The sequence below is a fragment of the Pseudomonas sp. 2725 genome, from assembly GCF_050434585.1.
GTDB classification, from domain to species: Bacteria; Pseudomonadota; Gammaproteobacteria; order Pseudomonadales; family Pseudomonadaceae; genus Aquipseudomonas; species Aquipseudomonas jessenii.
Window position 1 is genome coordinate 165,882 of the sequence record NZ_JBNDIV010000001.1, and the last position, 26,734, is coordinate 192,615.

Below are 26,734 nucleotides of genomic sequence, written 5' to 3' on the forward strand. Positions count from 1 at the left end.
GTGTAGGGCCCGCGCCGTTGAGCTCCTTCCGGAGGTCGGCAGAAAAGTGAGCGTGTTCATGATTTCTTCAGGAGATCCTGGCTGATGACTGCCGGAAACTGCGCCGGGAGCAATAGCGTAGACTGGGATATTGGATTTACTGAGTACGCGTGCCAAAGACCTTTTGTGATACCACTGACTTGAGTTTGTAGGATCGTGAACTTTGTTGGTCAGTTTTTCTCGAATTAACAACTCGGTCAATCATTCAGTTGTAGAAAGTTTCACAGCAGGTTATTGGTGCGGACTTGCGGAGAATTCTTACGTCGAAATTTGTTATAGAGTAATCAGTAAGTTATCAACTGGTGAACAAGGTTGAGTCGTTCGACGATGTGAAAAAAAGCGCATTTCCAGTAGGGTTTTGTTACATGTATTTTTGTTGTTTGGCAGTGTTTGTAAGCTTAATAAGGAATCGCATTTGTAACAGTCCACCGGAACCGGGCGGCCGCAAGGTCGCCCGGTTTTTTATGCCCAACACAAATCCAAATGTAGGAGCGAGCCTGCTCGCGATGGACGTCAACGATAACGCGTGTTGTCTGAATGCCCGCGTTGTTCCTGCGTTTTTCGCGAGCAGGCTCGCTCCTACAGGGGGATTGTGTGAGCCGATAATCGTGCGTGCGGAAAATTGACCCGCAGGTTTACAATCGACGCTCCTGATCAGGAGTAATCCCGTGCTGACTCATCTCGATTCCCAAGGTCGCGCCAACATGGTCGACGTCACTGAAAAAGCCGTGACGTTCCGTGAGGCGACCGCTCAAGCGCTGGTGCGCATGCTGCCCGAAACCCTGCAGATGATCGTCAGTGGCGGCCACCCCAAGGGTGATGTGTTTGCCGTGGCACGCATTGCCGGTATCCAGGCGGCGAAGAAAACCAGCGATCTGATTCCCCTGTGCCATCCGCTGATGCTGACCGGTGTCAAGGTCGAGCTCAGTGCCGAAGGCGAGGATTCGGTGCGCATCGTGGCGCGTTGCAAGCTGTCAGGGCAGACCGGCGTCGAGATGGAGGCCCTGACCGCTGCCAGCGTCGCCGCGCTGACGATCTACGACATGTGCAAGGCCGTGGACCGTGGCATGACCATCGAAAGCGTGCGTCTGCTGGAGAAGGTCGGTGGCAAGAGCGGACATTTCCAGGCGGAGCAGTCATGAACGTTACCGTAAAGTTTTTCGCCCGTTATCGTGAAGCGTTGGGTCTGGATTCGGTGAAAGTAGAAGGCAACTTCGCTACCGTCGACGACGTCCGCGCACTGTTGGCCCAACGTGACGGTGCCGAGGTGTTGAGCGAGCAGAACCTGATGTGCGCCCGCAACGAAGACCTGTGCCAGCTCGACGAACCGGTCAGCGACGGCGATGAAGTGGCGTTCTTTCCGACTGTGACCGGAGGCTGAACCATGGCGATTCGCGTGCAGTCCACGGCGTTCGACCCTGGGGCCGAAGTCAACGCCATGCACGATGCCAATGTCGGCGTGGGTGCAGTGGTGAGTTTTGTCGGCTACGTGCGCGACTTCAATGACGGCCTCGACGTCGCCGGGATGTTCCTCGAACACTATCCCGGCATGACTGAAAAAGCGTTAGGCAAGATCGCCATCGAGGCAGAGCAGCGCTGGCCGCTGCTCAAGCTGGAAGTGCTGCACCGCATCGGCGCCCTGGAGCCGGGCGAGCCGATAGTCTTCGTCGGCGCGGCCAGCGCCCATCGTCAGGCGGCATTCGACGCCTGCGCCTTTGTCATGGATTACCTGAAAACCCGTGCGCCGTTCTGGAAGAAAGAAAACACCAGTGACGGGCCGCGTTGGGTCGAGGGGCGTGACAGTGATCATGCGGCGGCGGATCGCTGGAAGCAGTAGTTTCTGCGGCGTTCTTTAGTCCGTCTTCGCGAGCAAGCCCGCTCCCACAGGGTTCTGCGTCGTACACAAAGTTTGTGTTCATCCAGATCCACTGTGGGAGCGAGCTTGCTCGCGATGAGGCCTTTCGATTCAACCAATCACTCCCGGATTCACCACCCGACCACTGGCCGGCGCGAGCTACATTTGCCTCATTGACGGTTTATACATAAAAGTCCAGTATGGAATTATAAGTACAAAAAAGGTTTCCACCCGTTTCAGCTTTTTCTTCTGTCTTGCCAAACCAACAACAACCGCGAGAAAACGAACATGAAGAAGTTCCCCCTCATTACCGGTCTGGCCCTGAGCCTGTTGGCGTGCAGCTCTGTGTTCGCCGCCGAGAAAACCCTGCGCATCGGTATCGAAGCGGCGTATCCACCGTTCGCCTCGAAAACGGACAAAGGCGAAATCGTCGGTTTCGACTATGACATCGGCAATGCCTTGTGCGCACAGATGAAGGCCAAGTGTGTGTGGGTCGAAGGCGAGTTCGATGGTCTGATTCCGTCCCTGAAGGTGAAGAAAATCGACATGGCGCTGTCGTCCATGACCATCAATGAAGACCGCAAGAAGTCGGTGGACTTCACCCACAAGTACTATTTCACTTCGTCGCGTCTGGTGATGAAGGACGGCGTGGTGGTGGATGACCAGTACGCCAGCCTCAAGGGCAAGACTGTCGGTGTGCAGCGCGCCACCACCACCGACCGTTACGCCTCCGAGGTGTTCGAGCCCAAGGGCATCAACGTCAAGCGCTACAGCAACAACGAAGAAATCTACATGGATCTGGCCGCCGGTCGCCTCGACGCGATTTTTGCCGACACCATTCCACTGAATGACTTCCTGTCGATGCCGCGAGGCAAGGGTTACGCCTTTGTCGGGCCGGAGCTGAAAGATCCGAAGTATGTGGGCGAGGGTGCCGGGATTGCCGTGCGCAAGGGCAACACCGAGTTGGTCAGCGAGCTGAACACGGCCATTGATGGCATTCGCGCCAGTGGTGAGTATCAGAAGATTTCGGACAAGTACTTCAAGTCGGATATCTACGGCGACTGACAAACCGCCATCGCGAGCAAGCTCGCTCCCACAGGTTCAGTGGTGTACATATCTCTTGCGCACGACTCGGACACTGTGGGAGCGAGCTTGCTCGCGATGAGGCCCTTCCAGCCAATACATTTCTCAGGGCTCAGCCCTTCAATTCCTTCAAATGCTTGTACACCGTCGCCCGGCCCATGTTCAGCACATTGGCCACGTAGTTCGAGGCGCTTTTGCCCTTGAACGCGCCTTCGGCGTGCAACGCCAGCACCAGTTCGCGCTTGTGGTCGCGGGTCAGCAGATTCAGGCTCAACTGGCGCTCACGCAGCCAGGCGTGGAGGAAGGTGTTGATCCGCTCCTGCCAGTCATCGCGGAACAGTGCATCCGGTTGCGGGATCAGCTTGGTCGGCGACAGGAACAGGTCCAGGGCGGCCTTGGCATTCTCGAACAGCGAAATATTCAGGTTGATGCACAACACCGCCAGCGGATGACCTTCGCTGTCGCGTAGCACCGTGCTGAGGCTGCGAATCTTCTGACCATCCCAGTTGAGCTTTTCGTACGGCCCGATATTTCGTTCGCTGACATCGTCGCTGAGCATGTCTTCCAGCGCCGAGTCGTCGCCGATTTCCCGCTTGGACAGGTTGTTGGCGATGTAGTCGACCTTTTGCGTGCGCAGGTCGTGCAGCACCACTTCGGCGTGGGGGAAAAACAACGTGGCAATGGCGTCGGCGATCGCCCGGTAGTTATCCAGCGACGCAGTGTTCGGGGCCGAGTCTTTTTCGAGGGCGTTCATACAGTGGAACTCCAGGCAGCGTCAGCGCCCCATCAAAGGGGCGCTGAAAGTGTGCCGTAATCGTGTGGGCACGTCACCTGAGGATCAGGATCAGCCGAGGCGGGCAGGGGAGAGCATTTCGGCATTCAGGCCGAAACGGCCGAGCGACTCGGGCAACGCCGCACCACGCACCAGTGCCGCGCTGGCCTGGCCCATGGCCGGCGAAGTCTGGATGCCATAACCGCCTTGTGCCGCGACCCAGAACAGCCCCGCTACCTGTGGGTCGAAGCCGGACAACAGGTCGCCGTCGCTGACGAAGCTGCGCAGGCCGGCCCAGGTGCGGGTCGGGCGGCGAATGGTCAGGGTCGTGGCTTCTTCGATCTGGTAGATGCCCATGGCGATGTCCAGCTCTTCGGGCTGCACGTCGTGGGGTTCCACCGGGTCGGCGTTGGCCGGCGAGCCGAGGAACATCCCGGCGTCGGGTTTCATGTAGAAGGATTCGTCGAGGCTGACCAGCATCGGCCAATGGTGGATGTCCACGCCTTCGGGGCCGGCGAAGATGAACGCGGCACGGCGTTTGGGTTGCAGGCCCAGGGGCTTGGCGCCGGCCAGTTCGCCGATCTTGTCGGCCCAGGCACCGGCGGCGTTGATGATGATTGGCGCGCTGAACGTCTGGCTGTTGGTCTGAACGTGCCATACACCTTGTTCGTCGCGGCTCAGGCCGACGACTTCGCTGTCGGTATGCACTTCGCCCTGGTTGCGACGAATGCCGCGCAGGTATCCCTGATGCAGGGCATCGGTGTCGATGTCGCTGGCGGTCGGGTCGTAGATGGCACCGTGGACCTTTTCCCGGCGCAGGATCGGCACCAGCGCGCAGGCTTCGTCGACGCCGAGCAATTGCATTTCCGGCACCGTGGTTCTGGCGCTCTGGTACTGCCGGTTCAATTCGTCCGGGTCACCGGTGAGGTCCACGGTCATTTCGCCGCGCGGGGTCAGCAGCGGGTGTTCGCAGAAACCGCTGGGCGGGTTGTTGAAAAAGTCCCGGCTGGCCAGGGTCAGCGCCCGCACTTGTGGGGTGCCATAGGCTGCGGTGTACAGCGCGGCCGAACGGCCGGTGGAGTGATAGGCCGGATGGGATTCGCGTTCGAGCACGATCACGCGGCCGTGCTGCGACAGCCAGAAACCCGTTGAAGCACCGGCAATCCCGCCGCCGATGATGATGAAATCTGCCTGGCTCATGAACGTCTCCTGATAACGCGCGATGCCAATGGTTCGGTACCTTGTAGGAGCGAGCTTGCTCGCGATGGTGTGTCAGTCGACACAGTGGTGCCTGATCCACCATCGCGAGCAAGCTCGCTCCTACAGGGCGGGGGATTAGTGCTGCAGGCGATAGATCGCATTGGCCAGCGCAATGTCTTCCAGGCCCAGGCCGATGGAGCGGAAAAACACGTGACGGTCGTAGTCGGGGCGCTGCACCTTCTCGCTGAGCAGGTCGGGCAGGTCGCCGACAATCGCGCCCTTGTCCCAGCCGTGTCGTTCGGCGGCGATCAGCATTTCACCGGCCGAGCCCGGGGTGGTCAGACGATAGTCGCAGAACACCTGCATGTCGTTGAGGCTCTGCGGCGGCACTTCGTGGGCACGCGGCGCATTGGTGCTGATGGAGGTGATCAACGCCGGTTTGCGCAAGCTCGACGGATCGATCACCGGACCGGCGGACGAGGTGCAGAGCATGATCACGTCGGCATCCTGAACGGCAGCTTCGCGGCTGTCGACGATGTTCAGGCGTGGCTCGATGTTTTTCAGCAGGCTCACGGTTTCGGCATCTTCGTTAAGGCTAGGCGAGTACAGGCTGATGCTCTGCCAGTCGCGCAGGCCTTTCACGTAGTGCAGGTGCGCCTGGGCCACTTTACCGCTGCCGATGATGGCCAGACGATTGGCTGTGAGTGGCGCCAGGGCGTCGACTGCCACGGCGGTGGTGGCCGCCGTGCGCGCGGTGGTCAGTTCTCCGGCATCGCACAACAACAGCGGCTGGCCGGTCTGCATCGACATCAGCAGCGTCCATGCAGTCACCAATGGCCCCTGTTCACGGACGATGTACGGTGACGTCTTGATCCCGTACACGCCGTCTTCAGCCAACACGCCCAGGTAGTTGATGAAATCGCCGGCGCCCTGTGGAAACTCCACCAGTTGCTGCGCCGGTTGTACGGCCTGCCCGGCGGCCAGCTCGCGGAACAGTTTGCGCAGGATCTGCGGTACATCGACCTGCGCCAGTAGCTCGCGAGCCTGGGCTTGGGGGATCACTTGGGGCGTGCTGGACATGGTCGGCTCCGGAGTTTGAATTAAACTAATTTGTCTATTATGGACTTTTAGTTATCGCGAGCAAGCTCCTGTTGAAAAAAAGCCGGGCGAAAAAAAAGCGCAGTCCGTTTCCGGCTGCGCTTGTCTTTTCAGCGTCGCTTAATGAGGACGCTTGCGTTCAACGGCCCGCAACAGATGCGTCGGTGGCGTTTCACAGCTGATCTTGCGCCCCAGCTTTTCCTCGATGGACGGTAGCTGGTAGGAGTCGTCTTCACCGGCAAAGCTGATGGATACGCCATCGGCACCCGCACGACCGGTACGACCGATGCGGTGCACGTAGTCGTCCGGCACTTCCGGCAGGGTGAAGTTGATCACGTGGCTGATGCCGTCGATGTGGATACCGCGACCGGCGACATCGGTGGCGACCAGTACGCGGATCTTGCCTTCGCGGAAGCCTTCGAGGGTCTTGATGCGCTTGTGCTGCGGCACGTCGCCGGACAGTTGCGCGGCGTTGATGCCGTCGCGCACCAGGCGTTCTTCGATGCGCCGCACTTCATCCTTGCGGTTGGCGAAGACAATGACCCGCTCCCAACCATTGTCGTTGACCAGGTTGTAGAGCAGCTTGTACTTGTCGGCACCGGCCACCGCGTAGATGTGCTGCTCGACGTTTTCGTTGGCAACGTTCTGCGACTCGATCTCGACGATCGACGGATCGGTGGTCCATTGCTTGGCCAGGTTCATCACGTCTTCGGTGAAGGTCGCGGAGAACAGCAGCGTCTGGCGCTCGGACTTCGGCGGCGTCTGGCGAATGATCTGGCGCACTTGCGGGATGAAGCCCATGTCGAGCATGCGGTCGGCTTCGTCCAGCACCATCACTTCGACCATGTCCAGATGCACGTCGCCGCGCTGGTTGAAGTCCAGCAGGCGGCCCGGCGTGGCCACGAGGATGTCGCAGTGGCGGGCTTCGAGGTGCTTGAGCTGCTTGTCGAAGTCCATGCCACCGACGAACGTCATGACGTTGAGGCCGGTGTACTTGGTCAGGTCGGCGGCGTCCTTGGCGATCTGCACCACCAGTTCGCGGGTCGGCGCGATGATCAGTGCCCGTGGCTCACCCATGTAGCGCTCTTTCGGCGGCGGGGTTTGCAGCAACTGGGTGATGATCGAGATCAGGAACGCAGCGGTCTTGCCGGTACCGGTCTGGGCGCGGCCGATGGCGTCTTTGCCCGCGAGGGTGAAGCCCAGCACCTGTGCCTGGATCGGCGTGCAATACGGGAAGCCCAGATCCTGGATGGCGTGCATCAGTTCAGGGGCGAGTTTGAAATCGTGGAAGCGGGTCTTGCCTTCCTGGGGTTCGACGACGAAGTCTTCGAGTTTCCATGGGATGACCGGTGCCTTGGGCTTGGGTTCGCGGCGCGGTTTGGCGGGTTTCGGCGTGTCGCTGCGCGGCTGCTCCGGGGCTGTGATCGCCGCAGGCTGGGCGTCTTCTACGGTCTTCGGCTCGTGCTTGGGTGCAGTCGTGGTGGCGGTCCGTTCAGACTGATTGCCGTCGGTGCGGTGGCCGGGAGCGTGAGACGGAGCGCTGGGGACTGGCGCGAGTTGCTCAGTCTCGCTTTTACCGAACATTTTCTTGAGTGCTTTGAGCACGGTCATCTCATCAATTGGTTAAGGAATGTACGCCGGGCAGTGTAATGCAAGAATCGGGCGCGGCGTAGTGGGATGGATCAAAGGGCGCTTTTAAACAGAAATGCTTAACGCAAGCGCTCGGCGAGCCAGACGCCGATGTCGCGAATTTCTTCGGGTAACACTTCGTGACCCATTGGGTATTCCTGCCATGTCACGGTGACACCACGCAGCTTCAAATGCTCGTAGGCGCTGCGCCCCATCGAGTTTTGCACCACATCGTCGTACTGGCCGTGCAGGCACAGCACTGGAATGCGCTGCTGGCTGGCGGACATTTCCAGTTGGTCACTGAAGGTCGGTGCATAAGTGGAGAGGGCGAGTACGCCACCCAGTGGTCCCTGCCATTTCAGAAACGCGGTGTGGAGCACCACCGCACCACCCTGTGAAAAACCTGCCAGGAAAATCCGCGAGGCGTCTATTCCGCTGGCCTTCTGCGTTTCGATCAGTTCGATGATCCAGTTGGCAGATTCTTCCAATTGCTCGCGGTTGATCGCGCGCGCGGGGCTCATGGCCAATATGTCGTACCAACTCGGCATCTCGTATCCGCCATTGATGGTGACGGCGCGGCTCGGCGCCTGGGGCAAAACAAAGCGGGTGCTCAACAGGGTTTCCTGCAGGGCTTCGGCCACTGGCAGGAAGTCGTAGCGATCGGCACCCAGGCCGTGCAGCCAGATAACGCAGGCATCTGCGGTCTTGACGGGTTCAAGAATCAAGGGGTTGGTCATGGCTGCTCCAAAAGTGTGCGTGCGCTCTTATTGAGTGCTAAGGCTGAGTGCGTGTCTGGTTGATCAGTTACGAAGATGTCGCAAGGTTACAAGTTTTGCTATTGACCTGCAGCTGAACCGCTTCGGAGAGCAGTGTGGTACGGGCTTTGCTATGGCGAAGTCTGTATGAAAAATCCCACGCCTGTCGGTAACACTATCAGGCCAAGGTTATTAGTGGGATTGAAAAGAATCCGGTGATGGATGTTCGCCAAAGGCCGATATGGGGCTTCGCGAACGTGAAAGGGCTACAGCCCGTTCGGCCGACTGGTGAGAGTGAGTTTTCCATGACGTGGATTTTCTCCTACTAGACTCATAGCTAACGTCTTACGTCGGTTGACCCCCAAAACAAGCCAACACGGGTCGACTACGCCTCAAAAGGGTGCGACAGGACTCACGCTCCGACACAACAAGAGCAAAACTGGAGGTTTGAATGAAGATGTTGAAATCCACCCTGGCTATCGTGACTGCAGCCGCAGTACTCGGTGTCAGCGGGTTTGCCCAGGCGGGCGCAACCCTGGATGCAGTGATGAAGAAAGGTTTCGTGCAGTGTGGCGTCAGCGATGGCTTGCCAGGCTTCTCGGTTCCGGATTCCACCGGCAAGATCGTGGGTATCGATGCTGACTACTGCCGTGCAGTAGCGGCGGCTGTCTTCGGCGACGCGACCAAGGTCAAGTTCAGCCAGTTGAACGCCAAGGAGCGCTTCACCGCGCTGCAGTCCGGCGAAATCGACATTCTGTCGCGCAACACCACCATGACCAGCTCCCGTGACGCGGGCATGGGCCTGAAATTCCCGGGCTTCATTACCTACTACGACGGTATCGGCTTCCTGGTAAACAACAAGCTGGGCGTCAAGAGCGCCAAGGAACTGGACGGTGCAACCATCTGCATCCAGGCCGGTACTACTACCGAGTTGAACGTTTCCGATTACTTCCGCGGCAACGGCCTGAAATACACCCCGATCACCTTCGACACCTCCGACGAAAGCGCCAAGTCGCTGGAATCCGGTCGTTGCGACGTACTGACCTCCGACAAATCCCAGCTGTTCGCCCAGCGCAGCAAGCTGGCTTCGCCGAAGGACTACGTGGTTCTGCCGGAAACCATTTCCAAGGAACCTCTGGGCCCGGTCGTACGTAATGGCGACGACGAGTGGCTGGCCATCGTGCGCTGGACTGGCTACGCCATGCTCAACGCTGAAGAAGCCGGCATCACTTCGAAGAACGTCGAAGCCGAAGCCAAGGGCACCAAGAACCCTGACGTTGCCCGTCTGCTGGGTACCGACGGTGAATACGGCAAAGACCTGAAAGTGAAGAAAGACTGGGTCGTGCAGATCATCAAGCAAGTCGGCAACTACGGCGAAGTGTTCGAGAAAAACCTCGGCAAGAGCACTCCGCTGGAAATCGACCGCGGGCTGAACGCTCTGTGGAACGCTGGCGGCATTCAATACGCACCACCAGTGCGCTGATGGTTCTATCACCCGGTGGGCCAACCACCGGGTGATGTTCTGTTCCATTATTTCCGGGGCACTTCATGCAAAATTCAATCGGCGCACCAAAGCAGAGGCTCAGCCTCAGCGATCCACGCGTGCGTGCTTGGGTATTCCAGATCATCACGATTATCGCGGTGGTCTCGCTGGGCTGGTATCTGTTCGATAACACCCAGACCAACCTGCAACACCGGGGCATTACCTCCGGTTTCGACTTTCTGGAGCGCAGTGCCGGTTTCGGCATCGCTCAACACCTGATCGACTACACCGAAGCGGACACATACGCCCGGGTGTTTGTCATTGGTCTGCTCAACACCTTGCTGGTGACCTTCATCGGCGTGATCCTGGCGACGATCCTGGGTTTCATCGTGGGTGTGGCGCGGCTGTCGAAGAACTGGATCATCGCCAAGCTGGCGACGGTGTATGTGGAAGTCTTCCGCAACATTCCGCCGCTGCTGCAGATCCTGTTCTGGTACTTCGCGGTGTTCCTGACCATGCCGGGGCCGCGCAACAGTCATAACTTCGGCGACACCTTCTTCGTCAGCAGCCGTGGCCTGAACATGCCGGCCGCGTTGATGGCGGACGGCTTCTGGCCGTTTGTGACCAGCGTTGTAGTCGCCATCGTCGCCATCGTGCTGATGAGCCGCTGGGCCACCAAGCGCTTCGAAGCCACCGGTGTGCCGTTCCACAAGTTCTGGGTTGGCCTTGCGATGTTCCTGGTCATCCCTGCGCTGTGCGCGCTGATTTTCGGTGCACCGGTGCACTGGGAAATGCCGAAGCTGCAAGGCTTCAATTTCGTCGGCGGCTGGGTGTTGATCCCGGAACTGCTGGCGCTGACCCTGGCTTTGACCGTGTACACCGCGGCGTTCATCGCCGAGATCGTGCGTTCGGGCATCAAGTCGGTCAGCCACGGCCAGACCGAGGCGGCGCACTCCCTCGGCCTGCGCAACGGTCCGACCCTGCGCAAGGTGATCATCCCGCAAGCCCTGCGCGTGATCATCCCGCCGCTGACCAGCCAATACCTGAACCTGGCGAAGAACTCCTCGCTGGCGGCCGGTATCGGTTATCCGGAAATGGTCTCGCTGTTTGCCGGGACCGTGCTCAACCAGACCGGCCAGGCGATCGAGGTGATTGCCATCACCATGAGCGTGTACCTGGCGATCAGTATCAGCATTTCCCTGCTGATGAACTGGTACAACAAGCGCATTGCGCTGATCGAGCGGTAAGGAAAAGCGCATGAGTACTCATACTTTCAAACCTGACATGCCACCACCGAGCCGCAGCATCGGTGCGGTGGCGTGGATGCGCGCGAACATGTTCTCCAGCTGGCTCAACACCCTGCTGACCCTGTTTGCGTTCTACCTCATCTACCTGGTGGTACCGCCGATCCTGCAGTGGGCGATCCTTGACGCCAACTGGGTCGGCACCAGCCAGGCCGACTGCACGAAGGAGGGCGCCTGCTGGGTGTTCATCCAACAGCGCTTCGGCCAGTTCATGTACGGCTACTACCCGCCGGTACTGCGCTGGCGCGTGGACCTGACGGTGTGGCTGGCGATTGTCGGCGTGGCGCCGTTGTTCATCTCGCGCTTTCACCATAAGGCGGTGTACGGGCTGAGCTTCCTGGTGCTGTACCCGATCATTGCCTGGTGTCTGCTGCATGGCGGCGTATTGGGTCTGGACGCCGTGGCGACCAGCCAGTGGGGCGGCCTGATGCTGACCCTGGTGATTGCCACCGTCGGCATCGCCGGTGCGTTGCCACTGGGGATCGTCCTGGCGCTGGGTCGTCGTTCGAACATGCCGGCGATTCGCGTGGTCTGCGTGACCTTCATCGAGTTCTGGCGCGGCGTGCCGTTGATCACGGTGCTGTTCATGTCCTCGGTGATGCTGCCGTTGTTCCTGCCGGAAGGCATGAACTTCGACAAGCTGCTGCGGGCGCTGATCGGCGTGATCCTGTTCCAGTCGGCCTACGTGGCCGAAGTGGTGCGCGGTGGTCTGCAAGCAATTCCCAAGGGACAGTACGAAGCGGCGGCGGCGATGGGCCTGGGTTACTGGCGCAGCATGGGGCTGGTGATTCTGCCGCAGGCCCTGAAACTGGTGATCCCCGGCATCGTCAACACCTTCATTGCGCTGTTCAAGGATACGAGCCTGGTGATCATCATCGGCCTGTTCGACCTGCTCAACAGCGTCAAGCAAGCCGCCGCCGACCCGAAATGGCTGGGCATGGCCACCGAAGGCTATGTGTTCGCCGCCCTGGTGTTCTGGATTTTCTGTTTTGGTATGTCGCGCTATTCCATGCATCTGGAACGCAAGCTCGACACTGGCCACAAGCGCTAAGTCGCTACCTAATTTAGGAAGTTTTGTGATGAGCGAAGCAATCAAACAGCCTGTGAGCCCTGAAGGCATTATTCAGATGCAGGGCGTGAACAAGTGGTACGGTCAGTTTCACGTACTCAAGGACATCAACCTCAACGTCAAGCAGGGCGAGCGTATCGTGCTGTGCGGCCCGTCGGGTTCCGGAAAGTCCACCACCATCCGCTGCCTCAACCGTCTGGAAGAGCACCAGCAGGGCCGCATCGTGGTCGATGGCGTGGAGCTGACCAACGACCTCAAGCAGATCGAAGCGATCCGCCGTGAAGTCGGCATGGTGTTCCAGCACTTCAACCTGTTCCCGCACCTGACCATCTTGCAGAACTGCACTCTGGCGCCGATGTGGGTGCGCAAGATGCCCAAGCGCAAGGCCGAGGAAATTGCCATGCACTACCTGGAACGCGTACGCATTCCGGAGCAGGCGCACAAGTACCCGGGGCAACTGTCCGGCGGTCAGCAACAGCGTGTGGCGATCGCTCGCGCGCTGTGCATGAAGCCGAAGATCATGCTGTTCGACGAACCGACGTCGGCACTCGACCCGGAGATGGTGAAAGAGGTACTGGACACCATGATCGGCCTGGCCGAAGACGGCATGACCATGCTCTGCGTGACCCATGAAATGGGCTTCGCGCGTACCGTGGCCAACCGCGTGATCTTCATGGACAAGGGCGAAATCGTCGAACAGGCAGCGCCGAACGACTTCTTCGACAAGCCGCAGAACGAGCGCACCAAGCTGTTCCTGAGCCAGATCCTGCATTGATCAACCCCAGGCACTGAAATAAACCCGGACATGTTCCGGGTTTTTTTTGCCTGCGGAAAACTCATACCCCTGTAGGAGCGAGCTTGCTCGCGATGGACTGGAGAGCGCTGCGGGGTGCCTGCCAACCAGCGTTATCGTTGACGACCATCGCGAGCAAGCTCGCTCCTACAGGGGGAGGGCTGTTGCCGTTCTGGGATATGTTGACTAACATGTCAGAAAATTCATCCTATGATTGGATGACAGGGCGAATTCCATGTCAGAAATTTCTCCATTAGTGAAACGATCCCTGGTCGATCAGGCCCTGGATCAGTTGCGCCAGCGCATCAACCAGGGCACCTGGGTCGTGGGCCAGCGCTTGCCCACCGAGCCCGAGTTGTCCGCCGAGCTGGGCATCAGTCGCAACACCGTGCGCGAAGCCATGCGCGTGTTGGCGTTTTCCGGGTTGATCGAAATCCGTCAGGGCGACGGCAGTTACCTGCGGGCGGTGGTCGATCCGCTCGATACGTTGAAGGCGCTGTCCCGTTGTTCTCTTGATCAGGCCCGGGAAACCCGGCACATCCTCGAAGTCGAGGCCATTGGCCTGGCGGCAGTGCGCCGAACCGATGAAGATCTGGTGGCTTTGCGCGAGGCCCTGAGTGTCAGCGGCAGCCACTATCACGGCGATCTCGACACCTACATCGCCTGCGACCTGGTGTTTCACCGCCGGTTGGTGGACGCCGCACACAACCCGACCCTCAGCGAGTTGTATCGCTATTTCTCCAGCGTCGTCGGCGCCCAATTGCGCCAGATCCTGAACATCGTCCCGCGCCGTCAGGAAGTGTTCGACCTGCACATCGCGTTGCTCGATGCCGTCGAGCAACGCGACCCGGAACGAGCCAAAGCCCTGTCGAGGCAGTTGATCAATGAACCTTGAAACCGAGAAGTCCATGCACCGCAGTGAGTTATCCACAGCCCTCAAACGTTCGGCCGAGCTGGAAGAGTTGCTGATCGATGCCGAGGCCGATGACGAACAGGTCCAGCAAGCTCACCCGGTTCTGCACCGGCCCTGGCTGTTGCTGCTGGGCCTGATTCTGGTGGCGCTGAACCTGCGCCCGGCGCTGTCGAGCATGGCGCCGATGCTCAGCGAGGTCTCGAAGTCCCTTGACTTGTCGGCGTCCGCGGCGGGGTTGCTGACCACGTTGCCTGTGCTTTGCCTTGGCCTGTTTGCGCCGTTGGCACCCGTGCTGGCGCGGCGATTTGGTGCGGAGCGGGTGGTGCTGGGCATTCTTCTGACCCTGGCGGGCGGGATCATCCTGCGCAGTTCGTTCGGTGAAATCGGTCTGTTTGCCGGCAGTGTGCTGGCCGGTGCCAGCATCGGCGTGATTGGCGTGTTGCTGCCGGGCATCGTCAAGCGCGACTTCCCGAAACAGGCCGGGACCATGACCGGTGTCTACACCATGGCCCTGTGCCTGGGCGCGGCGATGGCGGCGGGTGCGACCGTGCCATTGAGTGAACACTTCGACAAGAATTGGGCGATGGGCCTCGGCTTCTGGGTCATTCCGGCATTAGCGGCCGCGCTGTTCTGGTTGCCGCAAGTCGGCCAGAAACACGGCGCGCACAACGTCGCCTACCGGGTTCGCGGATTGCTGCGCGATCCGCTGGCCTGGCAAGTGACCTTGTACATGGGCCTGCAATCGTCCCTGGCCTACATCGTTTTCGGCTGGTTGCCGTCGATCCTGATCGGACGCGGCCTGACTCCGACCCAGGCCGGTCTGGTGCTGTCGGGTTCGGTGATCGTTCAACTGGTCAGCTCCCTCGCCGCGCCATGGCTGGCGACGCGCGGCAAGGATCAGCGCCTGGCGATTGTGATCGTGATGGCCCTGACCCTCGGCGGTCTGTTCGGTTGCCTGTACGCCCCGATTGAAGGTCTGTGGGGCTGGGCGATTGTGCTGGGGCTGGGGCAGGGCGCCACGTTCAGCCTGGCATTGACCCTGATCGTGCTGCGCTCGCGGGACTCCCACGTTGCGGCGAACCTGTCGAGCATGGCCCAGGGCTTCGGTTACACCCTGGCGTCCATGGGGCCGTTCGCGGTCGGCATCGTACATGACTGGACCGGCGGCTGGACGGCCGTGGGCTGGATCTTCGGTGTCATCGGCTTAGGTGCGATCCTCGCCGGCCTGGGGGCCGGACGTGCGTTGTACGTGCAGGTCGAAAGCGAAAAGGTCTGATTCCCGCACACTGTCGGTATTCGTCTTGCGAATGCCGATAGTGTTCGACCCATTTGCAGACTATCGTGCAGGCAATCTTTCGATACCCATTGCACAACAGGGAGTCTGCCCATGAGTGAAGTCCACAGCGCCTTGATCACCCGTTTCTACCAGGCCTTCCAGCGTCTCGATGGCGAGGCGATGGCTGCCTGCTACACCGATGACGTGGTGTTCAGTGACCCGGCGTTCGGCGAGCTTCGTGGTCGTGATGCTGGTGATATGTGGTGCATGCTCACCACCCGCGCCAAGGATTTCTCCCTGACCTTCGATCATGTCCGTGCCGATGATCGTATCGGTAGCGCCCATTGGGTCGCGACCTATCTGTTCAGCCAGACTGGCAATACCGTGGTCAATGACATCCAGGCACGCTTTGTCTTTCGCGATGGCAAGATTTGCGAACATCACGACAGTTTCGACCTGTGGACATGGTCACGCCAGGCCCTGGGTTTCAAAGGTCTGCTGTTGGGCTGGACGCCACTTGTTCGCAACGCCGTTCGCTCACAGGCCCTGAAGGGGCTGAAGGCATTCCAGGCCAGTCGCTGATAAGATCGCGGCTTGTTTTCCTTCAAGCCCTGATCGTTACGTGACCACCCTCAGCGAAAGCCCTGTCGACGCCGACACCCCCGCGAGCAAAACCTGGTTCGTCTACCTCGTTCGCGCGGCCAACGGGTCGCTCTATTGCGGGATCAGCGATGATCCCGTGCGTCGCTTCGCCAAGCATCAAAGCGGCAAGGGCGCGCGATTCTTTCTTTCCAGCCCGGCCATGGCCCTGGTCTACACCGAACGCTGTCGCGACAAAAGCGATGCGTTGCGTCAGGAGCGGCTGATCAAGAAACTCAAGAAGAGCGCCAAGGAATGCCTGGTGGCGAGCGCAGCGAGCACAGCCCCTGGCTTATCACTCTGACTGATCGGTTCCCATCAGGCAGATCTGTAGGCTACCAGGTGATTGCGCGCTAAGCTGCGGACTCCTGATCCTTGCGGCGGAGCCGAGCATGTCCGAGTTGATTCTGCATCATTACCCGACGTCCCCCTTTGCCGAGAAGGCCCGCCTGCTGCTGGGCTTCAAGGGCTTGTCCTGGCGCTCGGTGAAGATCTCGCCAGTGATGCCAAAACCGGATCTCACGGCGTTGACCGGTGGCTACCGCAAGACACCGGTGTTGCAGGTCGGTGCCGATATCTATTGCGACACGGCATTGATTGCCCGGCGACTGGAGCAGGAAAAGGCCTTGCCGGCGTTCTTCCCGGAAGGTCAGGAAATGATCGCTGCGTCCTTTGCCGCCTGGGCTGATTCGGTGGTGTTCCAGCATGCGGTGAGCCTGGTGTTCCAGCCGGAATCGATTGCCGTGCGTTTCGGTAATTTACCGCAGGAAGCGATCAAGGCGTTTCTGGCCGACCGCGCCGGTTTGTTCAGTGGTGGTAGCGCGACAAAATTGTCTACCGAACAGGCGAAGCATCAGTGGCCGACGATCATGTCGCGTCTGGAGCTGCAGTTGCAGCGCGAGGAGGGTGACTACCTGTTTGGCGAGCCGTCGATTGCCGACTTCGCCCTGGCTCATTGCCTCTGGTTCCTCAAGGCCACGCCGGTGACGGCTCCGCTGGTCGAAGCTTATCCGGCAGTCAATGCATGGCATGCGCGGGTATTGGGCTTCGGTCATGGCGCATCCAGCGAGATGAGTTCCGAGGAGGCTCTGGCAGTGGCGCGCACGTCCACGCCAGCGGCTTTGCCGGATGAGCAATTCGTCGATCCCAATGGATTCAAGGCAGGGCAGCAGGTAGTGATCGCAGCCACGGACTACGGTGTGGATCCAGTGGCAGGGGAGTTGTTGTTTGCCGGCCGCGAAGAACTGATTGTACGGCGCGAGGACGAGCGCGGCGGTGTGGTGCATGTGCACTTCCCGCGGTTTGGTTTCCGGATCGAAGCCTGCTGAAAAAAATTTTGTGGGAGCGAGCTTGCTCGCGATGGCGGACTGACATTCAACAAAATTGTTGGCTGTGTTGGCCTCATCGCGAGCAAGCTCGCTCCCACAGTTACTTCAACGCAGCCAGAATCGCATCCGGGTCATACCCGCGAATCAGCGTCCCGTTCACATCGATGATCGGAATGCCCCCACCGCCCAGCGCCTGATAGTCCTCGCGCGCGGCAGCATCCTTCTCGATGTCGAACTCCTTGTACGCAATGCCTTTCTGGTCGAGGAAGCGCCGGGTCAGCTTGCAGTAACCACACCATTCGGTGGCGTAGAGCACAACGTTGGCCTTGGCCTGCGTCTGCGCCGACACCACTTGCGATGGATTGAACACCCGCTCGATCTTGCCCCAGTTCTGATAGGCCACGACCACCAGCAGGATCAGCAGGAATTTCTTCAGTACGCCGCCGAGCATCAGTTGCGACGCTTCAGCTGATCGGTGAGCGAAGTGGGCAGGCCCTTGATGATCAACGTGCCGGCTTCCTCGTCGTACTCGATCTTCGAACCCAGCAGGTGTGCTTCGAAACTGATCGACAGGCCTTCGGCGCGACCAGTGAATCGGCGGAACTGGTTCAGGGTGCGTTTATCGGCCGGGATTTCCGGCGAGAGGCCGTAATCCTTGTTGCGGATGTGATCGTAGAAAGCCTTCGGGCGTTCTTCGTCGATCAGCCCCGACAACTCTTCCAGGCCCATCGGCTCACCGAGCTTGGCCTGGCTACTGGCGTAATCCACCAGGGTCTTGGTCTTCTCGCGGGCGTCGTCTTCCGGCAGGTCTTCGCTTTCAACGAAATCACTGAAGGCCTTGAGCAGGGTGCGGGTTTCACCTGGACCGTCGACGCCTTCCTGGCAGCCAATGAAGTCGCGGAAATACTCCGAAACCTTTTTGCCGTTCTTGCCTTTGATGAACGAAATGTACTGCTTGGATTGTTTGTTGTTCTGCCACTCGGAAACGTTGATCCGCGCCGCCAGGTGCAACTGGCCAAGGTCGAGGTGGCGGGATGGCGTCACGTCCAGTTCGTCGGTTACGGCCACGCCTTCACTGTGGTGCAGCAGGGCGATGGCCAGGTAGTCGGTCATGCCTTGCTGATAGTGTGCGAACAGCACGTGGCCGCCGACCGACAGGTTCGACTCCTCCATCAGTTTCTGCAGATGCTCGACCGCCACGCGGCTGAACGCAGTGAAATCCTGACCGCCCTCGAGGTACTCCTTCAGCCAGCCGCTGAACGGGAACGCGCCGGATTCCGGATGGAACAGGCCCCAGGCTTTACCCTGTTTGGCGTTATAGCTTTCGTTGAGGTCGGCGAGCATGTTCTCGATGGCCGCAGACTCAGCCAGTTCAGAGTCGCGGGCGTGGAGAACTGCAGGTGTGCCGTCGGGTTTTTTGTCGATCAGGTGGACGATGCAATGACGGATCGGCATGGGCTTCTCGGCTGAATGAAGAGAGGAGGGCGCGCTCCCCCGAAAAAGCGCCCAGTGTACCGCAACCACTGGTTTTGGCGCGGTGCGAAGGCCAATTCCCGGGCGACCGGCGGCGCTTATGCGATTTTTTCCCGATTTAGAGCAATAAAGCTGACCAAATGGGTAGCTGGAGGCGGATATTTCCCCGTCTCTGTGCTAGCTTTGCCCGGTCTTGCGCGAAGTCACTGCGTTAAGCGTGCAGTCAGCATTTGTCAGGTCGAACCAAACCCTGATTTCGGTATCTATAACCCCGATCCCGAGGTTATTTGGCCGAGGGTGCCAGATCCAGAAGATCGGGCTCGATAGCTGACATTGCACTCTGCAATCCATATGAATTTGATAGGGAAGGAACACTAAATGGCTCTTACTAAAGACCAACTGATCGCCGACATCGCTGAAGCTATCGACGCGCCGAAAACCACCGCGCGTAACGCTCTGGACCAACTGGGCCAAATCGTTGCCGATCAGCTGGAAAACGGCGGCGAAATCACTCTGCCAGGTATCGGCAAGCTGAAAGTGACTGAGCGCCCTGCCCGTACTGGCCGTAACCCTTCGACTGGCGCTGCCATCGAAATCGCTGCCAAGAAAGTGATCAAGCTGGTTGTGGCCAAAGGCCTGACCGACGCTGTTAACAAGTAAGACTTGTTAAAAAAAAACCGTGCACCGGAGCGATCCGGGCACGGTTTTTTTGTGCCTGCGATTGTAGGAGCGAGCCTGCTCGCGATGGGCGCAAACGATAACGCGGGCAGTCTGAATGAACGCGTTGCTCTCAGGTTTTTCGCGAGCAGGCTCGCTCCTGCAGGTGGACATGTTTTAGTTTTTAGGCGCCCAACGTTCGCGCCAAACCTGTTGCTGGACTGGAGTCTGGAAGGTCCACGCCACGAAGCGGCTCTGCTTCTGTCCCTGACCCATTTCCACTACCTGACTGTCCAGCGCGCCGGCCTTGTTCAGGGCCGCCTGGATCGCCGGCAGGTTCGACGCCTTCGACACCAGTGTGCTGAACCACAGCACTTGTTGCGCCACCTGCACACTCTCGCTGACCAGTTGCGTGACGAAACGCACTTCTCCGCCCTCACACCACAATTCCGCCGCTTGGCCGCCAAAGTTCAATACCGGCAGCTTGCGTTTCGGATCGGCCTTGCCCAGGGCTCGCCATTTGCGTGTGCTACCCCGTGTGGCCTCGTCCAGCGAGGCGTGGAATGGCGGGTTGCACATGGTCAGGTCGAACCGCTCTGCGCTCTCCAGCAGGCCGGTGAGGATCTGCTTGGGGTTGCTCTGCTGGCGTACCTGGATCGCTTTGTTCAGGCCATTGGATTGAATGATCGCCTTCGCCGCGGCGATGGCGGTCGCATCGATATCGGAACCAAGGAACTGCCAGCGATAGTCGCTGTAACCGATCAGCGGATACACGCAGTTGGCGCCCATGCCGATGTCCAGCACCTTCACGGCGGCGCCACGGGGGATCACACCGTCATTGCCACTGGCCAGCAGGTCGGCGAGGAAGTGCACGTAATCGGCGCGGCCTGGCACCGGTGGGCACAGGTAGTCGGCCGGAATGTCCCAGTGAGCGATGCCATAGAACGACTTGAGCAGCGCTCGGTTGAACACCCGCACGGCTTCCGGGCTGGCGAAGTCGATGCTTTCCTTGCCGTACGGATTGATGATTACGAATTTCTTCAGTTCCGGGGCACTTTTGATCAGCGCCGGAAAGTCGTAGCGACCCTGATGGCGATTGCGCGGGTGCAGGCTGGCCTTTTCCTTCGGGGCGACGGCCGTGGCCGGGGTCTTCGGGGCAGGCTTTTTGCGCGCAGGCTTGGGGGAGCGGGGGGCGGTCATGGCGGTGGTCGATTCGGGTATGGCTAAAAGTGGCGGGCATTGTCCCACATCCGGCCCGTGTGAACCCAATTGTGGCAAACACCGCTGTCCCTTGTGGGAGCGAGCTTGCTCGCGATGGCGGTCGGTCAGTCAATATTGATGTTGAATGTTATGGCCTCGTCGCGAGCAAGCTCGCTCCCACAGGGGATTTTTGGCGTTTGGGAAAATGGGACAACAGGCACAAAAAAGGGAGGCCATTGCTGGCCTCCCTTTTTCATTGCGACTCGCCGTTACAGGCTGGCAATCCGCGCATGCTGCTCGGCCAGCTTGCCCAGGGCCTGTTCGGCCTCGGCCAGTTTGGCGCGTTCTTTCTCGATGACTTCAGCCGGTGCCTTGTCAACGAAACCGGCGTTGGACAGCTTGCCGCCGACTCGTTGCACTTCACCTTGCAGACGCTGGATTTCCTTGTCCAGACGCGCCAGTTCCGCACCTTTGTCGATCAAGCCGGCCATTGGCACCAGCACTTCCATCTCGCCGACCAGCGCGGTGGCGGACAGCGGTGCTTCTTCGCCAGCAGCCAGTACGGTGATCGATTCCAGGCGCGCCAGCTTCTTCAGCAGGGCTTCATTCTCGGTCAGACGACGCTGATCTTCGGCGCTGACGTTCTTCAGGAACAGTGGCAGCGGTTTGCCCGGGCCGATGTTCATTTCGCCGCGGATGTTACGGGTGCCGAGCATCAGGCCCTTGAGCCATTCGATGTCATCTTCGGCCGCCTGATCGATGCGTGTTTCGTTGGCCACTGGCCAAGGTTGCAGCATGATCGTCTTGCCTTCGATGCCGGCCAGCGGCGCGATGCGTTGCCAGATTTCTTCGGTGATGAATGGCATGAACGGGTGCGCCAGACGCAGGGCGACTTCCAGTACGCGTACCAGGGTGCGACGGGTGCCACGCTGGCGTTCGACCGGTGCGTTTTCGTCCCACAGCACAGGCTTGGAGAGTTCCAGGTACCAGTCGCAATACTGGTTCCAGATGAACTCGTACAAGGCTTGTGCTGCCAGGTCGAAACGGAACTGGTCAAGCTGGCGGGTCACTTCGGCTTCGGTGCGCTGCAGCTGCGAAATGATCCAGCGGTCAGCTAGGGACAGCTCAAAGGCTTCGCCGTTCTGGCCGCAGTCTTCGCCCTTGTCCAGTACGTAGCGCGCCGCGTTCCAGATCTTGTTGCAGAAGTTGCGATAGCCTTCGACGCGGCCCATGTCGAACTTGATGTCACGACCGGTGGACGCCAGCGAGCAGAAGGTGAAGCGCAGGGCGTCGGTGCCGTAGCTGGCGATGCCTTCGGCGAACTCGTCGCGGGTCTGCTTCTCGATCTTCTTCGCCAGTTTCGGCTGCATCATGCCGGAGGTGCGCTTCTGCACCAGGGCTTCGAGTTCGATGCCGTCGATGATGTCCAGCGGGTCCAGGACGTTGCCCTTGGACTTGGACATCTTCTGGCCCTGGCCATCGCGCACCAGGCCGTGGACGTAGACGGTCTTGAACGGAACCTGCGGAGTGCCGTCTTCGTTTTTCACCAAATGCATGGTGAGCATGATCATCCGGGCAACCCAGAAGAAAATGATGTCGAAGCCAGTCACCAGGACGTCGGTGGAGTGGAATTTCTTCAGGAACTCGGTTTTTTCCGGCCAGCCGAGGGTGGAGAACGTCCACAGGCCCGAGCTGAACCAGGTGTCGAGAACGTCGTTGTCCTGTTGCAGCGCAACGTCCGGGCCGATGCTGTGCTTGGCCCGCACTTCGGCTTCGTCGCGACCGACGTAGACCTTGCCCGACTCGTCGTACCAGGCCGGAATCCGGTGGCCCCACCACAGCTGGCGGCTGATGCACCAGTCCTGGATGTCGCGCATCCACGAGAAGTACATGTTTTCGTACTGCTTCGGCACGAACTGGATACGACCGTCTTCAACGGCGGCAATCGCAGGCTCGGCCAAAGGCTTGGTGGACACGTACCACTGGTCGGTCAGCCAAGGCTCGATGACGGTGCCGGAGCGGTCGCCTTTCGGCACCTTCAGGGCGTGATCGTCAACGCTGACCAACAGGCCGGCGGCGTCGAACGCGGCCACGATCTGCTTGCGCGCTTCGAAGCGGTCGAGACCGGCGTATTCGGCCGGGATCTTGCCGTCGATGGTTTCGTTCAGCGTGCCGTCGAGGTTGAACACCTGGCAAGCCGGCAGGACCGATGCGTTCTTGTCGAAGATGTTCAGCAGCGGCAGGTTGTGACGCTTGCCGACTTCATAGTCGTTGAAGTCGTGGGCCGGGGTGATTTTCACGCAGCCGGTGCCGAATTCAGGGTCGCAATAATCGTCGGCGATGATCGGGATGCGGCGGCCAACCAGTGGCAGCTCGACAAATTTGCCGATCAGGGCTTTGTAGCGTTCATCGTTCGGGTTAACGGCCACGGCGGAGTCGCCGAGCATGGTTTCCGGGCGAGTGGTCGCGACGATCAGGAAGTCGTTGCCTTCAGCGGTCTTGGCGCCGTCGGCCAGCGGGTATTTCAGGTTCCACAGGAAACCTTTCTCGTCGTGGTTTTCCACTTCGAGGTCGGAAATCGCCGTGTGCAGCTTGGTGTCCCAGTTGACCAGGCGCTTGCCGCGGTAGATCAGGCCGTCTTCGTGCAGGCGGACGAAAGCCTCTTTAACGGCCTCCGAGAGGCCGTCGTCCATGGTGAAGCGCTCGCGGCTCCAATCTACGGACGAACCGAGGCGACGGATCTGACGGCTGATGTTGCCACCGGACTCATCTTTCCACTCCCAGACCTTCTCGAGGAATTTCTCGCGGCCCAGGTCATGGCGGCTCTGGCCCTTGGCTTCGAGCTGACGCTCCACCAACATCTGCGTGGCGATACCGGCGTGGTCGGTACCCGGCTGCCACAGGGTGTTGCGACCCTGCATGCGGCGGAAACGGATCAGGGCGTCCATGATCGCGTTGTTGAAGCCGTGACCCATGTGCAGGCTGCCGGTGACGTTCGGCGGCGGGATCATGATGGTGTAGGACTCGCCCGCGCCTTGCGGGGCGAAGTAATTCTCTGACTCCCAGGTGTTGTACCAGGAAGTTTCAATGGCGTGCGGCTGGTAGGTCTTATCCATGCGCGGCGGGACCCTATTGGCATTTATTCAGGAAAAGCCGGGAAGTATAGCGGGGATGAGCCCATGCGCGTAGAGCGAGGTGACAATGGGTGGGGGAAAAGTTGTGGTTTTTCGGGGAGTGTTTTGTCTGCAATGACGCCATCGCGGGCAAGCCACGCTCCCACAGGATCAGTGTCGATCACAAAATAGTGGTTCGACAAAAAACCTGTGGGAGCGGGCTTGCCCGCGAAAGCAATCTGTCAGGCGACCTGATTCAAATCGTTATGTCGCGTTTCCTTCAGGCACAGCACCGCGATCAAACTCAGCACCGCCGCCGCGGACACATAACCGCCGACATAACTCAACCCGCCCATCGCCACCAGTTTCTGGGCGAAGAACGGCGCCGCGGAAGCACCGACGATACCGCCCAGGTTGTAGGCCGCCGAGGCGCCGGTGTAGCGCACGTGGGTGGGGAACAGCTCCGGCAGCAACGCCCCCATAGGCGCAAATGTCACACCCATCAGAAACAGTTCGATGCACAGGAACAACGCCACGCCCCAGGTCGAGCCTTGGGTCAATAGTGGTTCCATGAGGAAGCCGGACAGGATCGCCAGCACACCGCCGATGATCAGCACCGGTTTGCGCCCATAACGGTCGCTGGCCCAGGCCGACAGCGGGGTGGCGGCAGCCATGAACAACACCGCGAAGCACAACAGGCCGAGGAAGGTTTCGCGGCTGTAGCCGAGCGTTGCCACGCCGTAACTCAGGGAAAACACGGTGGAGATGTAAAACAGCGCGTAGCACACGACCATCGCGCCGGCGCCCAGCAAGACGGGTACCCAGTATTGGCCGAACAGCTCGAACAGCGGGATCTTCACTCGTTCCTGGCGCGCCATGGCGTTGGCGAATACCGGGGTCTCATGCAGCTTGAGACGAACGTACAGGCCGACCATCACCAATGCGGCGCTGAGCAGGAACGGAATACGCCAGCCCCATGAGCGGAACTGTTCGTCATCCAGCACCACAGCCAGGGTCAGGAACAGGCCGTTGGCCGCCAGAAAGCCGATGGATGGACCCAGCTGCGGGAACATGCCGAACCACGCGCGCTTGCCTTTCGGCGCGTTCTCCGTGGCCAGCAATGCCGCGCCACCCCATTCGCCGCCCAATCCAAGGCCTTGGCCGAAGCGCAGGACGCAAAGCAGGATCGGTGCCCAGGCGCCGATGCTGTCGTATCCCGGCAGCACGCCGATCAGCGTGGTGCACACGCCCATCAGCAGCAGCGAGGCGACCAGGGTCGACTTGCGGCCGATACGGTCGCCGAAGTGACCGAAAAGGGCCGAACCCAAGGGGCGTGCAAGGAAGGCGATGCCGAACGTGAGAAAAGCCGAAAGCATCTGGGCGGTGCCGGATGTCTGCGGAAAGAACACCGGGCCGATCACCAGCGCGGCGGCGGTGGCATAGACGTAGAAGTCGTAGAACTCGATGGCGGTACCGATGAAGCTTGCGGTGGCCACGCGGGTGGGGGAGTTCGTCGGTTGCGCAGGTGTGGAGTCGCTGTAAGTCGTGCTGGTCGTCATGCGGTTATCCCTGACAGTCATGTGCTCCAGTGGAGCGAATTATTATGGTCGAGAACCCAGGGATGTGGGCGGAGGCACGGTCGCTGTTCAAGGTAGGAACAGGCGTCGGTTTATTGCAGACTTTGCTGGTGGACAGGCCGGATGCAGCGAAGTGCGGGGTAAGCACGGGGCCGGCGAGGCTTGGGTAAGCGTTTCGATTATAGGAAGGTGGCTAACGATCGAACAAGAGGGCTTGCGAGGACATTGTGGCGGGTTTTAGATAACGACAGGCATCGGGCTGGTCTGCCAGATCAGCACCCGCGTGACACGGTTGTCCTCGGTTTCGAGAATTTCCAGGCGATACCGGCCGATCTTCAGGCACACCGCGCTTTCGGGAATGGTTTCCAGGGCCTCGGTGACCAGACCGTTCAGGGTTTTCGGGCCATCGCTGGGCAGGTGCCAGCCGAGGCTCTTGTTCAGCTCGCGAATGGACGCGGCACCGTCGATCACCAGGCGTCCGTCGGCTTGCGGATGAATGTGTGGGTTGTCCAGGCTCTGCTGGCTTTCGAACTCGCCGACGATTTCTTCGAGAATGTCTTCCAGGGTGACGATGCCCAGTACTTCGCCGTATTCGTCAACCACCATGCCCAGGCGCCGCTGCTGCTTGTGAAAGTTGAGCAGTTGCAGTTGCAACGGGGTACTTTCCGGCACGAAGTACGGCTCGTGGCTGGCCGCCAGCAACGCTTCCCTGGTCAGGCTCGCATCGGGCAGCAAGTGAAGGATGTGTCGGGTGTTGAGGACGGCTTCGACCTGGTTGATATCGCTGTGGAACACGGGCAGGCGCGTGCGTTTGTTGTGGCGCAATTGTTCGATGATTTCTTCGATGGAGTCATCGAGATTGATGCCGTCCACGTCGCTGCGCGGTACCAGGATGTCGTTGACGGTAATGTTGTCCAGCGCGTGGATGCCTGGCAGCGGGTGAGGGCGGCTTGCGGTTTCGGAGGGCGCATGCCGCTCCGTCAGCGTTTCGTCCTCGCTTTGTTGCACCACTTTGGCTTTACGGGCGAATGGGCGCGTCAGCAACTGACTGATGCTGTTGAGCAGCCATGCCGCGGGATAGATGATTTTCAGCGGCAACCGTAGCAGGTTGTTGCCCTGGGCCAGGATCGCATCCGGATAGCGGGTGGCGAGGGCGCGTGGCAAATAGTCGGAAAACACCAGCAACATGGCGCCCGCTCCGAGGCAGGCGACCCACGGGCCGTTCTCGGCCCAGGTGAATATGGCCAGCAAGGTGCTGATGACCACCACGAGTGCACGGCACAGGGTGTTGCAAAAAATCAGGCTGGCCAGTGGGAAGCTGAGTTTCGCTACCGGTTTGTCGCTGGAACGCGTTGCGGTGCGCTGGGCCAGCAAATGCTGGTGCGCCGCTTCGATGGCGGTAAACAGCCCTGACCATAAAACCAGCAGGGTCACTACCGCGAGCATCGGCCCTATGGGCAAGTCGTCCATTAATGCCG

The 26,734-nt window shown here is 59.9% G+C and carries 25 protein-coding genes; 14 read left to right on the plus strand and 11 right to left on the minus strand.

The genetic code is table 11. The features are described 5' to 3' along the window. Positions 1-707: 707 nt before the first annotated feature. From moaC to ABIE16_RS00795, 4 genes are all read left to right on the plus strand, one after another. Positions 708-1,181 carry a cyclic pyranopterin monophosphate synthase MoaC gene (gene moaC, locus ABIE16_RS00780; protein WP_057713392.1) on the plus strand — a complete coding sequence of 158 codons (474 nt, stop codon included), beginning with the start codon at positions 708-710 and terminating at the stop codon, positions 1,179-1,181. After that, positions 1,178-1,420 (plus strand): molybdopterin converting factor subunit 1, encoded by a 243-nt coding sequence (gene moaD, locus ABIE16_RS00785; RefSeq protein ID WP_057713393.1) that lies wholly within the window; start codon positions 1,178-1,180, stop codon positions 1,418-1,420. The genes moaC and moaD overlap by 4 nt, the downstream gene beginning before the upstream one ends. A 3-nt stretch (positions 1,421-1,423) precedes the next feature. Continuing rightward, positions 1,424-1,876 (plus strand): molybdopterin synthase catalytic subunit MoaE, encoded by a 453-nt coding sequence (moaE, locus tag ABIE16_RS00790; RefSeq protein ID WP_007989960.1) that lies wholly within the window; start codon positions 1,424-1,426, stop codon positions 1,874-1,876. A 306-nt stretch (positions 1,877-2,182) separates the two neighbouring features. After that, positions 2,183-2,959 carry an ABC transporter substrate-binding protein gene (locus ABIE16_RS00795; RefSeq protein WP_429520398.1) on the plus strand — a complete coding sequence of 259 codons (777 nt, stop codon included), beginning with the start codon at positions 2,183-2,185 and terminating at the stop codon, positions 2,957-2,959. A gap of 130 nt (positions 2,960-3,089) precedes the next feature. Here ABIE16_RS00795 and ABIE16_RS00800 read toward each other — a convergent pair whose 3' ends face one another. The 5 genes from ABIE16_RS00800 to ABIE16_RS00820 form a co-directional block, all read right to left on the minus strand. Next, on the minus strand, positions 3,090-3,731 hold the full coding sequence (locus ABIE16_RS00800; protein ID WP_349736455.1) for a helix-turn-helix transcriptional regulator: 642 nt from the start codon (positions 3,729-3,731) through the stop codon (positions 3,090-3,092). A gap of 90 nt (positions 3,732-3,821) precedes the next feature. After that, positions 3,822-4,949 (minus strand): NAD(P)/FAD-dependent oxidoreductase, encoded by a 1,128-nt coding sequence (locus ABIE16_RS00805; RefSeq protein ID WP_429520399.1) that lies wholly within the window; start codon positions 4,947-4,949, stop codon positions 3,822-3,824. Positions 4,950-5,084: 135 nt separating this feature from the next. Next, on the minus strand, positions 5,085-6,029 hold the full coding sequence (locus ABIE16_RS00810) for an ornithine cyclodeaminase family protein (protein WP_429520400.1): 945 nt from the start codon (positions 6,027-6,029) through the stop codon (positions 5,085-5,087). A gap of 138 nt (positions 6,030-6,167) precedes the next feature. Then, positions 6,168-7,658, minus strand: coding sequence for an ATP-dependent RNA helicase RhlB (rhlB, locus tag ABIE16_RS00815; RefSeq protein WP_090457577.1), 1,491 nt, complete (start codon positions 7,656-7,658; stop codon positions 6,168-6,170). 98 nt (positions 7,659-7,756) lie between these two features. After that, the gene (locus ABIE16_RS00820) at positions 7,757-8,413 is read right to left on the minus strand and encodes an alpha/beta hydrolase (protein WP_057713399.1); all 657 of its coding nucleotides are present in this window, start codon (positions 8,411-8,413) and stop codon (positions 7,757-7,759) included. A gap of 469 nt (positions 8,414-8,882) precedes the next feature. On the opposite strand from ABIE16_RS00820, the gene ABIE16_RS00825 reads away from it, so the two are divergent. From ABIE16_RS00825 to ABIE16_RS00865, 9 genes are all read left to right on the plus strand, one after another. Beyond that, positions 8,883-9,914 (plus strand): amino acid ABC transporter substrate-binding protein, encoded by a 1,032-nt coding sequence (locus tag ABIE16_RS00825; protein ID WP_008018591.1) that lies wholly within the window; start codon positions 8,883-8,885, stop codon positions 9,912-9,914. 65 nt (positions 9,915-9,979) lie between these two features. Then, positions 9,980-11,161 carry an amino acid ABC transporter permease gene (locus ABIE16_RS00830; RefSeq protein WP_090457576.1) on the plus strand — a complete coding sequence of 394 codons (1,182 nt, stop codon included), beginning with the start codon at positions 9,980-9,982 and terminating at the stop codon, positions 11,159-11,161. 10 nt (positions 11,162-11,171) lie between these two features. Beyond that, on the plus strand, positions 11,172-12,269 hold the full coding sequence (locus tag ABIE16_RS00835) for an amino acid ABC transporter permease (RefSeq protein ID WP_218494240.1): 1,098 nt from the start codon (positions 11,172-11,174) through the stop codon (positions 12,267-12,269). Between the two features lie 28 nt (positions 12,270-12,297). Beyond that, complete coding sequence (locus ABIE16_RS00840; RefSeq protein WP_007989979.1) at positions 12,298-13,062, plus strand: amino acid ABC transporter ATP-binding protein; 765 nt, start codon at positions 12,298-12,300, stop codon at positions 13,060-13,062. A gap of 253 nt (positions 13,063-13,315) precedes the next feature. Further along, positions 13,316-13,975: a FadR/GntR family transcriptional regulator gene (locus ABIE16_RS00845; RefSeq protein ID WP_090457574.1), complete on the plus strand. Its 660-nt coding sequence runs from the start codon at positions 13,316-13,318 to the stop codon at positions 13,973-13,975. After that, a complete protein-coding gene (locus tag ABIE16_RS00850; RefSeq protein WP_218494241.1) occupies positions 13,965-15,269 on the plus strand; it encodes a CynX/NimT family MFS transporter in 1,305 nt (434 codons plus the stop codon). The genes ABIE16_RS00845 and ABIE16_RS00850 overlap by 11 nt, the downstream gene beginning before the upstream one ends. 111 nt (positions 15,270-15,380) lie before the next feature. Beyond that, positions 15,381-15,851, plus strand: coding sequence for a nuclear transport factor 2 family protein (locus tag ABIE16_RS00855; protein ID WP_057713404.1), 471 nt, complete (start codon positions 15,381-15,383; stop codon positions 15,849-15,851). Positions 15,852-15,891: 40 nt separating this feature from the next. Continuing rightward, positions 15,892-16,212: a GIY-YIG nuclease family protein gene (locus ABIE16_RS00860; protein ID WP_349736453.1), complete on the plus strand. Its 321-nt coding sequence runs from the start codon at positions 15,892-15,894 to the stop codon at positions 16,210-16,212. Positions 16,213-16,300: 88 nt separating this feature from the next. Next, positions 16,301-17,236, plus strand: coding sequence for a glutathione S-transferase family protein (locus ABIE16_RS00865; RefSeq protein ID WP_429520401.1), 936 nt, complete (start codon positions 16,301-16,303; stop codon positions 17,234-17,236). A gap of 100 nt (positions 17,237-17,336) precedes the next feature. On the opposite strand, the gene ABIE16_RS00870 is transcribed toward ABIE16_RS00865, so the two are convergent. Together ABIE16_RS00870 and yejK are read right to left on the minus strand one after the other, a co-directional pair. Beyond that, on the minus strand, positions 17,337-17,687 hold the full coding sequence (locus ABIE16_RS00870; protein WP_057713407.1) for a glutaredoxin family protein: 351 nt from the start codon (positions 17,685-17,687) through the stop codon (positions 17,337-17,339). Continuing rightward, complete coding sequence (gene yejK, locus ABIE16_RS00875; RefSeq protein ID WP_008018580.1) at positions 17,687-18,691, minus strand: nucleoid-associated protein YejK; 1,005 nt, start codon at positions 18,689-18,691, stop codon at positions 17,687-17,689. The genes ABIE16_RS00870 and yejK overlap by 1 nt, the downstream gene beginning before the upstream one ends. Before the next feature lie 396 nt (positions 18,692-19,087). Between yejK and ABIE16_RS00880 the strand changes: the two genes are divergently transcribed. After that, positions 19,088-19,369: an HU family DNA-binding protein gene (locus ABIE16_RS00880; RefSeq protein ID WP_007905514.1), complete on the plus strand. Its 282-nt coding sequence runs from the start codon at positions 19,088-19,090 to the stop codon at positions 19,367-19,369. Between the two features lie 174 nt (positions 19,370-19,543). On the opposite strand, the gene rlmF is transcribed toward ABIE16_RS00880, so the two are convergent. The 4 genes from rlmF to ABIE16_RS00900 form a co-directional block, all read right to left on the minus strand. Next, positions 19,544-20,566, minus strand: a complete 1,023-nt coding sequence (gene rlmF / locus ABIE16_RS00885; RefSeq protein WP_057713408.1) for a 23S rRNA (adenine(1618)-N(6))-methyltransferase RlmF — start codon at positions 20,564-20,566, stop codon at positions 19,544-19,546. Positions 20,567-20,835: 269 nt separating this feature from the next. Continuing rightward, entirely contained in the window at positions 20,836-23,682 is a 2,847-nt protein-coding gene (locus ABIE16_RS00890; protein WP_102672256.1) for a valine--tRNA ligase, read from the minus strand. 239 nt (positions 23,683-23,921) lie between these two features. Further along, positions 23,922-25,238 (minus strand): MFS transporter, encoded by a 1,317-nt coding sequence (locus ABIE16_RS00895; RefSeq protein ID WP_429520402.1) that lies wholly within the window; start codon positions 25,236-25,238, stop codon positions 23,922-23,924. A 255-nt stretch (positions 25,239-25,493) separates the two neighbouring features. Next, the gene (locus ABIE16_RS00900; protein ID WP_429520403.1) at positions 25,494-26,726 is read right to left on the minus strand and encodes a transporter associated domain-containing protein; all 1,233 of its coding nucleotides are present in this window, start codon (positions 26,724-26,726) and stop codon (positions 25,494-25,496) included. Between the last annotated feature and the right edge of the window lie 8 nt (positions 26,727-26,734).

What these genes read in the sequence shown, in the direction of transcription:
- moaD (WP_057713393.1), top strand. Translation starts at nt 1,178, where the DNA reads ATGAACGTTACCGTAAAGTTTTTCGCCCGTTATCGTGAAGCGTTGGGT.
- moaE (WP_007989960.1), top strand. Translation starts at nt 1,424, where the DNA reads ATGGCGATTCGCGTGCAGTCCACGGCGTTCGACCCTGGGGCCGAAGTC.
- ABIE16_RS00795 (WP_429520398.1), top strand. Translation starts at nt 2,183, where the DNA reads ATGAAGAAGTTCCCCCTCATTACCGGTCTGGCCCTGAGCCTGTTGGCG.
- ABIE16_RS00800 (WP_349736455.1), bottom strand. Translation starts at nt 3,731, where the DNA reads ATGAACGCCCTCGAAAAAGACTCGGCCCCGAACACTGCGTCGCTGGAT.
- ABIE16_RS00805 (WP_429520399.1), bottom strand. Translation starts at nt 4,949, where the DNA reads ATGAGCCAGGCAGATTTCATCATCATCGGCGGCGGGATTGCCGGTGCT.
- ABIE16_RS00810 (WP_429520400.1), bottom strand. Translation starts at nt 6,029, where the DNA reads ATGTCCAGCACGCCCCAAGTGATCCCCCAAGCCCAGGCTCGCGAGCTA.
- rhlB (WP_090457577.1), bottom strand. Translation starts at nt 7,658, where the DNA reads ATGACCGTGCTCAAAGCACTCAAGAAAATGTTCGGTAAAAGCGAGACT.
- ABIE16_RS00820 (WP_057713399.1), bottom strand. Translation starts at nt 8,413, where the DNA reads ATGACCAACCCCTTGATTCTTGAACCCGTCAAGACCGCAGATGCCTGC.
- ABIE16_RS00825 (WP_008018591.1), top strand. Translation starts at nt 8,883, where the DNA reads ATGAAGATGTTGAAATCCACCCTGGCTATCGTGACTGCAGCCGCAGTA.
- ABIE16_RS00830 (WP_090457576.1), top strand. Translation starts at nt 9,980, where the DNA reads ATGCAAAATTCAATCGGCGCACCAAAGCAGAGGCTCAGCCTCAGCGAT.
- ABIE16_RS00835 (WP_218494240.1), top strand. Translation starts at nt 11,172, where the DNA reads ATGAGTACTCATACTTTCAAACCTGACATGCCACCACCGAGCCGCAGC.
- ABIE16_RS00840 (WP_007989979.1), top strand. Translation starts at nt 12,298, where the DNA reads ATGAGCGAAGCAATCAAACAGCCTGTGAGCCCTGAAGGCATTATTCAG.
- ABIE16_RS00845 (WP_090457574.1), top strand. Translation starts at nt 13,316, where the DNA reads ATGTCAGAAATTTCTCCATTAGTGAAACGATCCCTGGTCGATCAGGCC.
- ABIE16_RS00850 (WP_218494241.1), top strand. Translation starts at nt 13,965, where the DNA reads ATGAACCTTGAAACCGAGAAGTCCATGCACCGCAGTGAGTTATCCACA.
- ABIE16_RS00855 (WP_057713404.1), top strand. Translation starts at nt 15,381, where the DNA reads ATGAGTGAAGTCCACAGCGCCTTGATCACCCGTTTCTACCAGGCCTTC.
- ABIE16_RS00865 (WP_429520401.1), top strand. Translation starts at nt 16,301, where the DNA reads ATGTCCGAGTTGATTCTGCATCATTACCCGACGTCCCCCTTTGCCGAG.
- ABIE16_RS00870 (WP_057713407.1), bottom strand. Translation starts at nt 17,687, where the DNA reads ATGCTCGGCGGCGTACTGAAGAAATTCCTGCTGATCCTGCTGGTGGTC.
- yejK (WP_008018580.1), bottom strand. Translation starts at nt 18,691, where the DNA reads ATGCCGATCCGTCATTGCATCGTCCACCTGATCGACAAAAAACCCGAC.
- ABIE16_RS00880 (WP_007905514.1), top strand. Translation starts at nt 19,088, where the DNA reads ATGGCTCTTACTAAAGACCAACTGATCGCCGACATCGCTGAAGCTATC.
- rlmF (WP_057713408.1), bottom strand. Translation starts at nt 20,566, where the DNA reads ATGACCGCCCCCCGCTCCCCCAAGCCTGCGCGCAAAAAGCCTGCCCCG.
- ABIE16_RS00890 (WP_102672256.1), bottom strand. Translation starts at nt 23,682, where the DNA reads ATGGATAAGACCTACCAGCCGCACGCCATTGAAACTTCCTGGTACAAC.
- ABIE16_RS00895 (WP_429520402.1), bottom strand. Translation starts at nt 25,238, where the DNA reads ATGACGACCAGCACGACTTACAGCGACTCCACACCTGCGCAACCGACG.
- ABIE16_RS00900 (WP_429520403.1), bottom strand. Translation starts at nt 26,726, where the DNA reads ATGGACGACTTGCCCATAGGGCCGATGCTCGCGGTAGTGACCCTGCTG.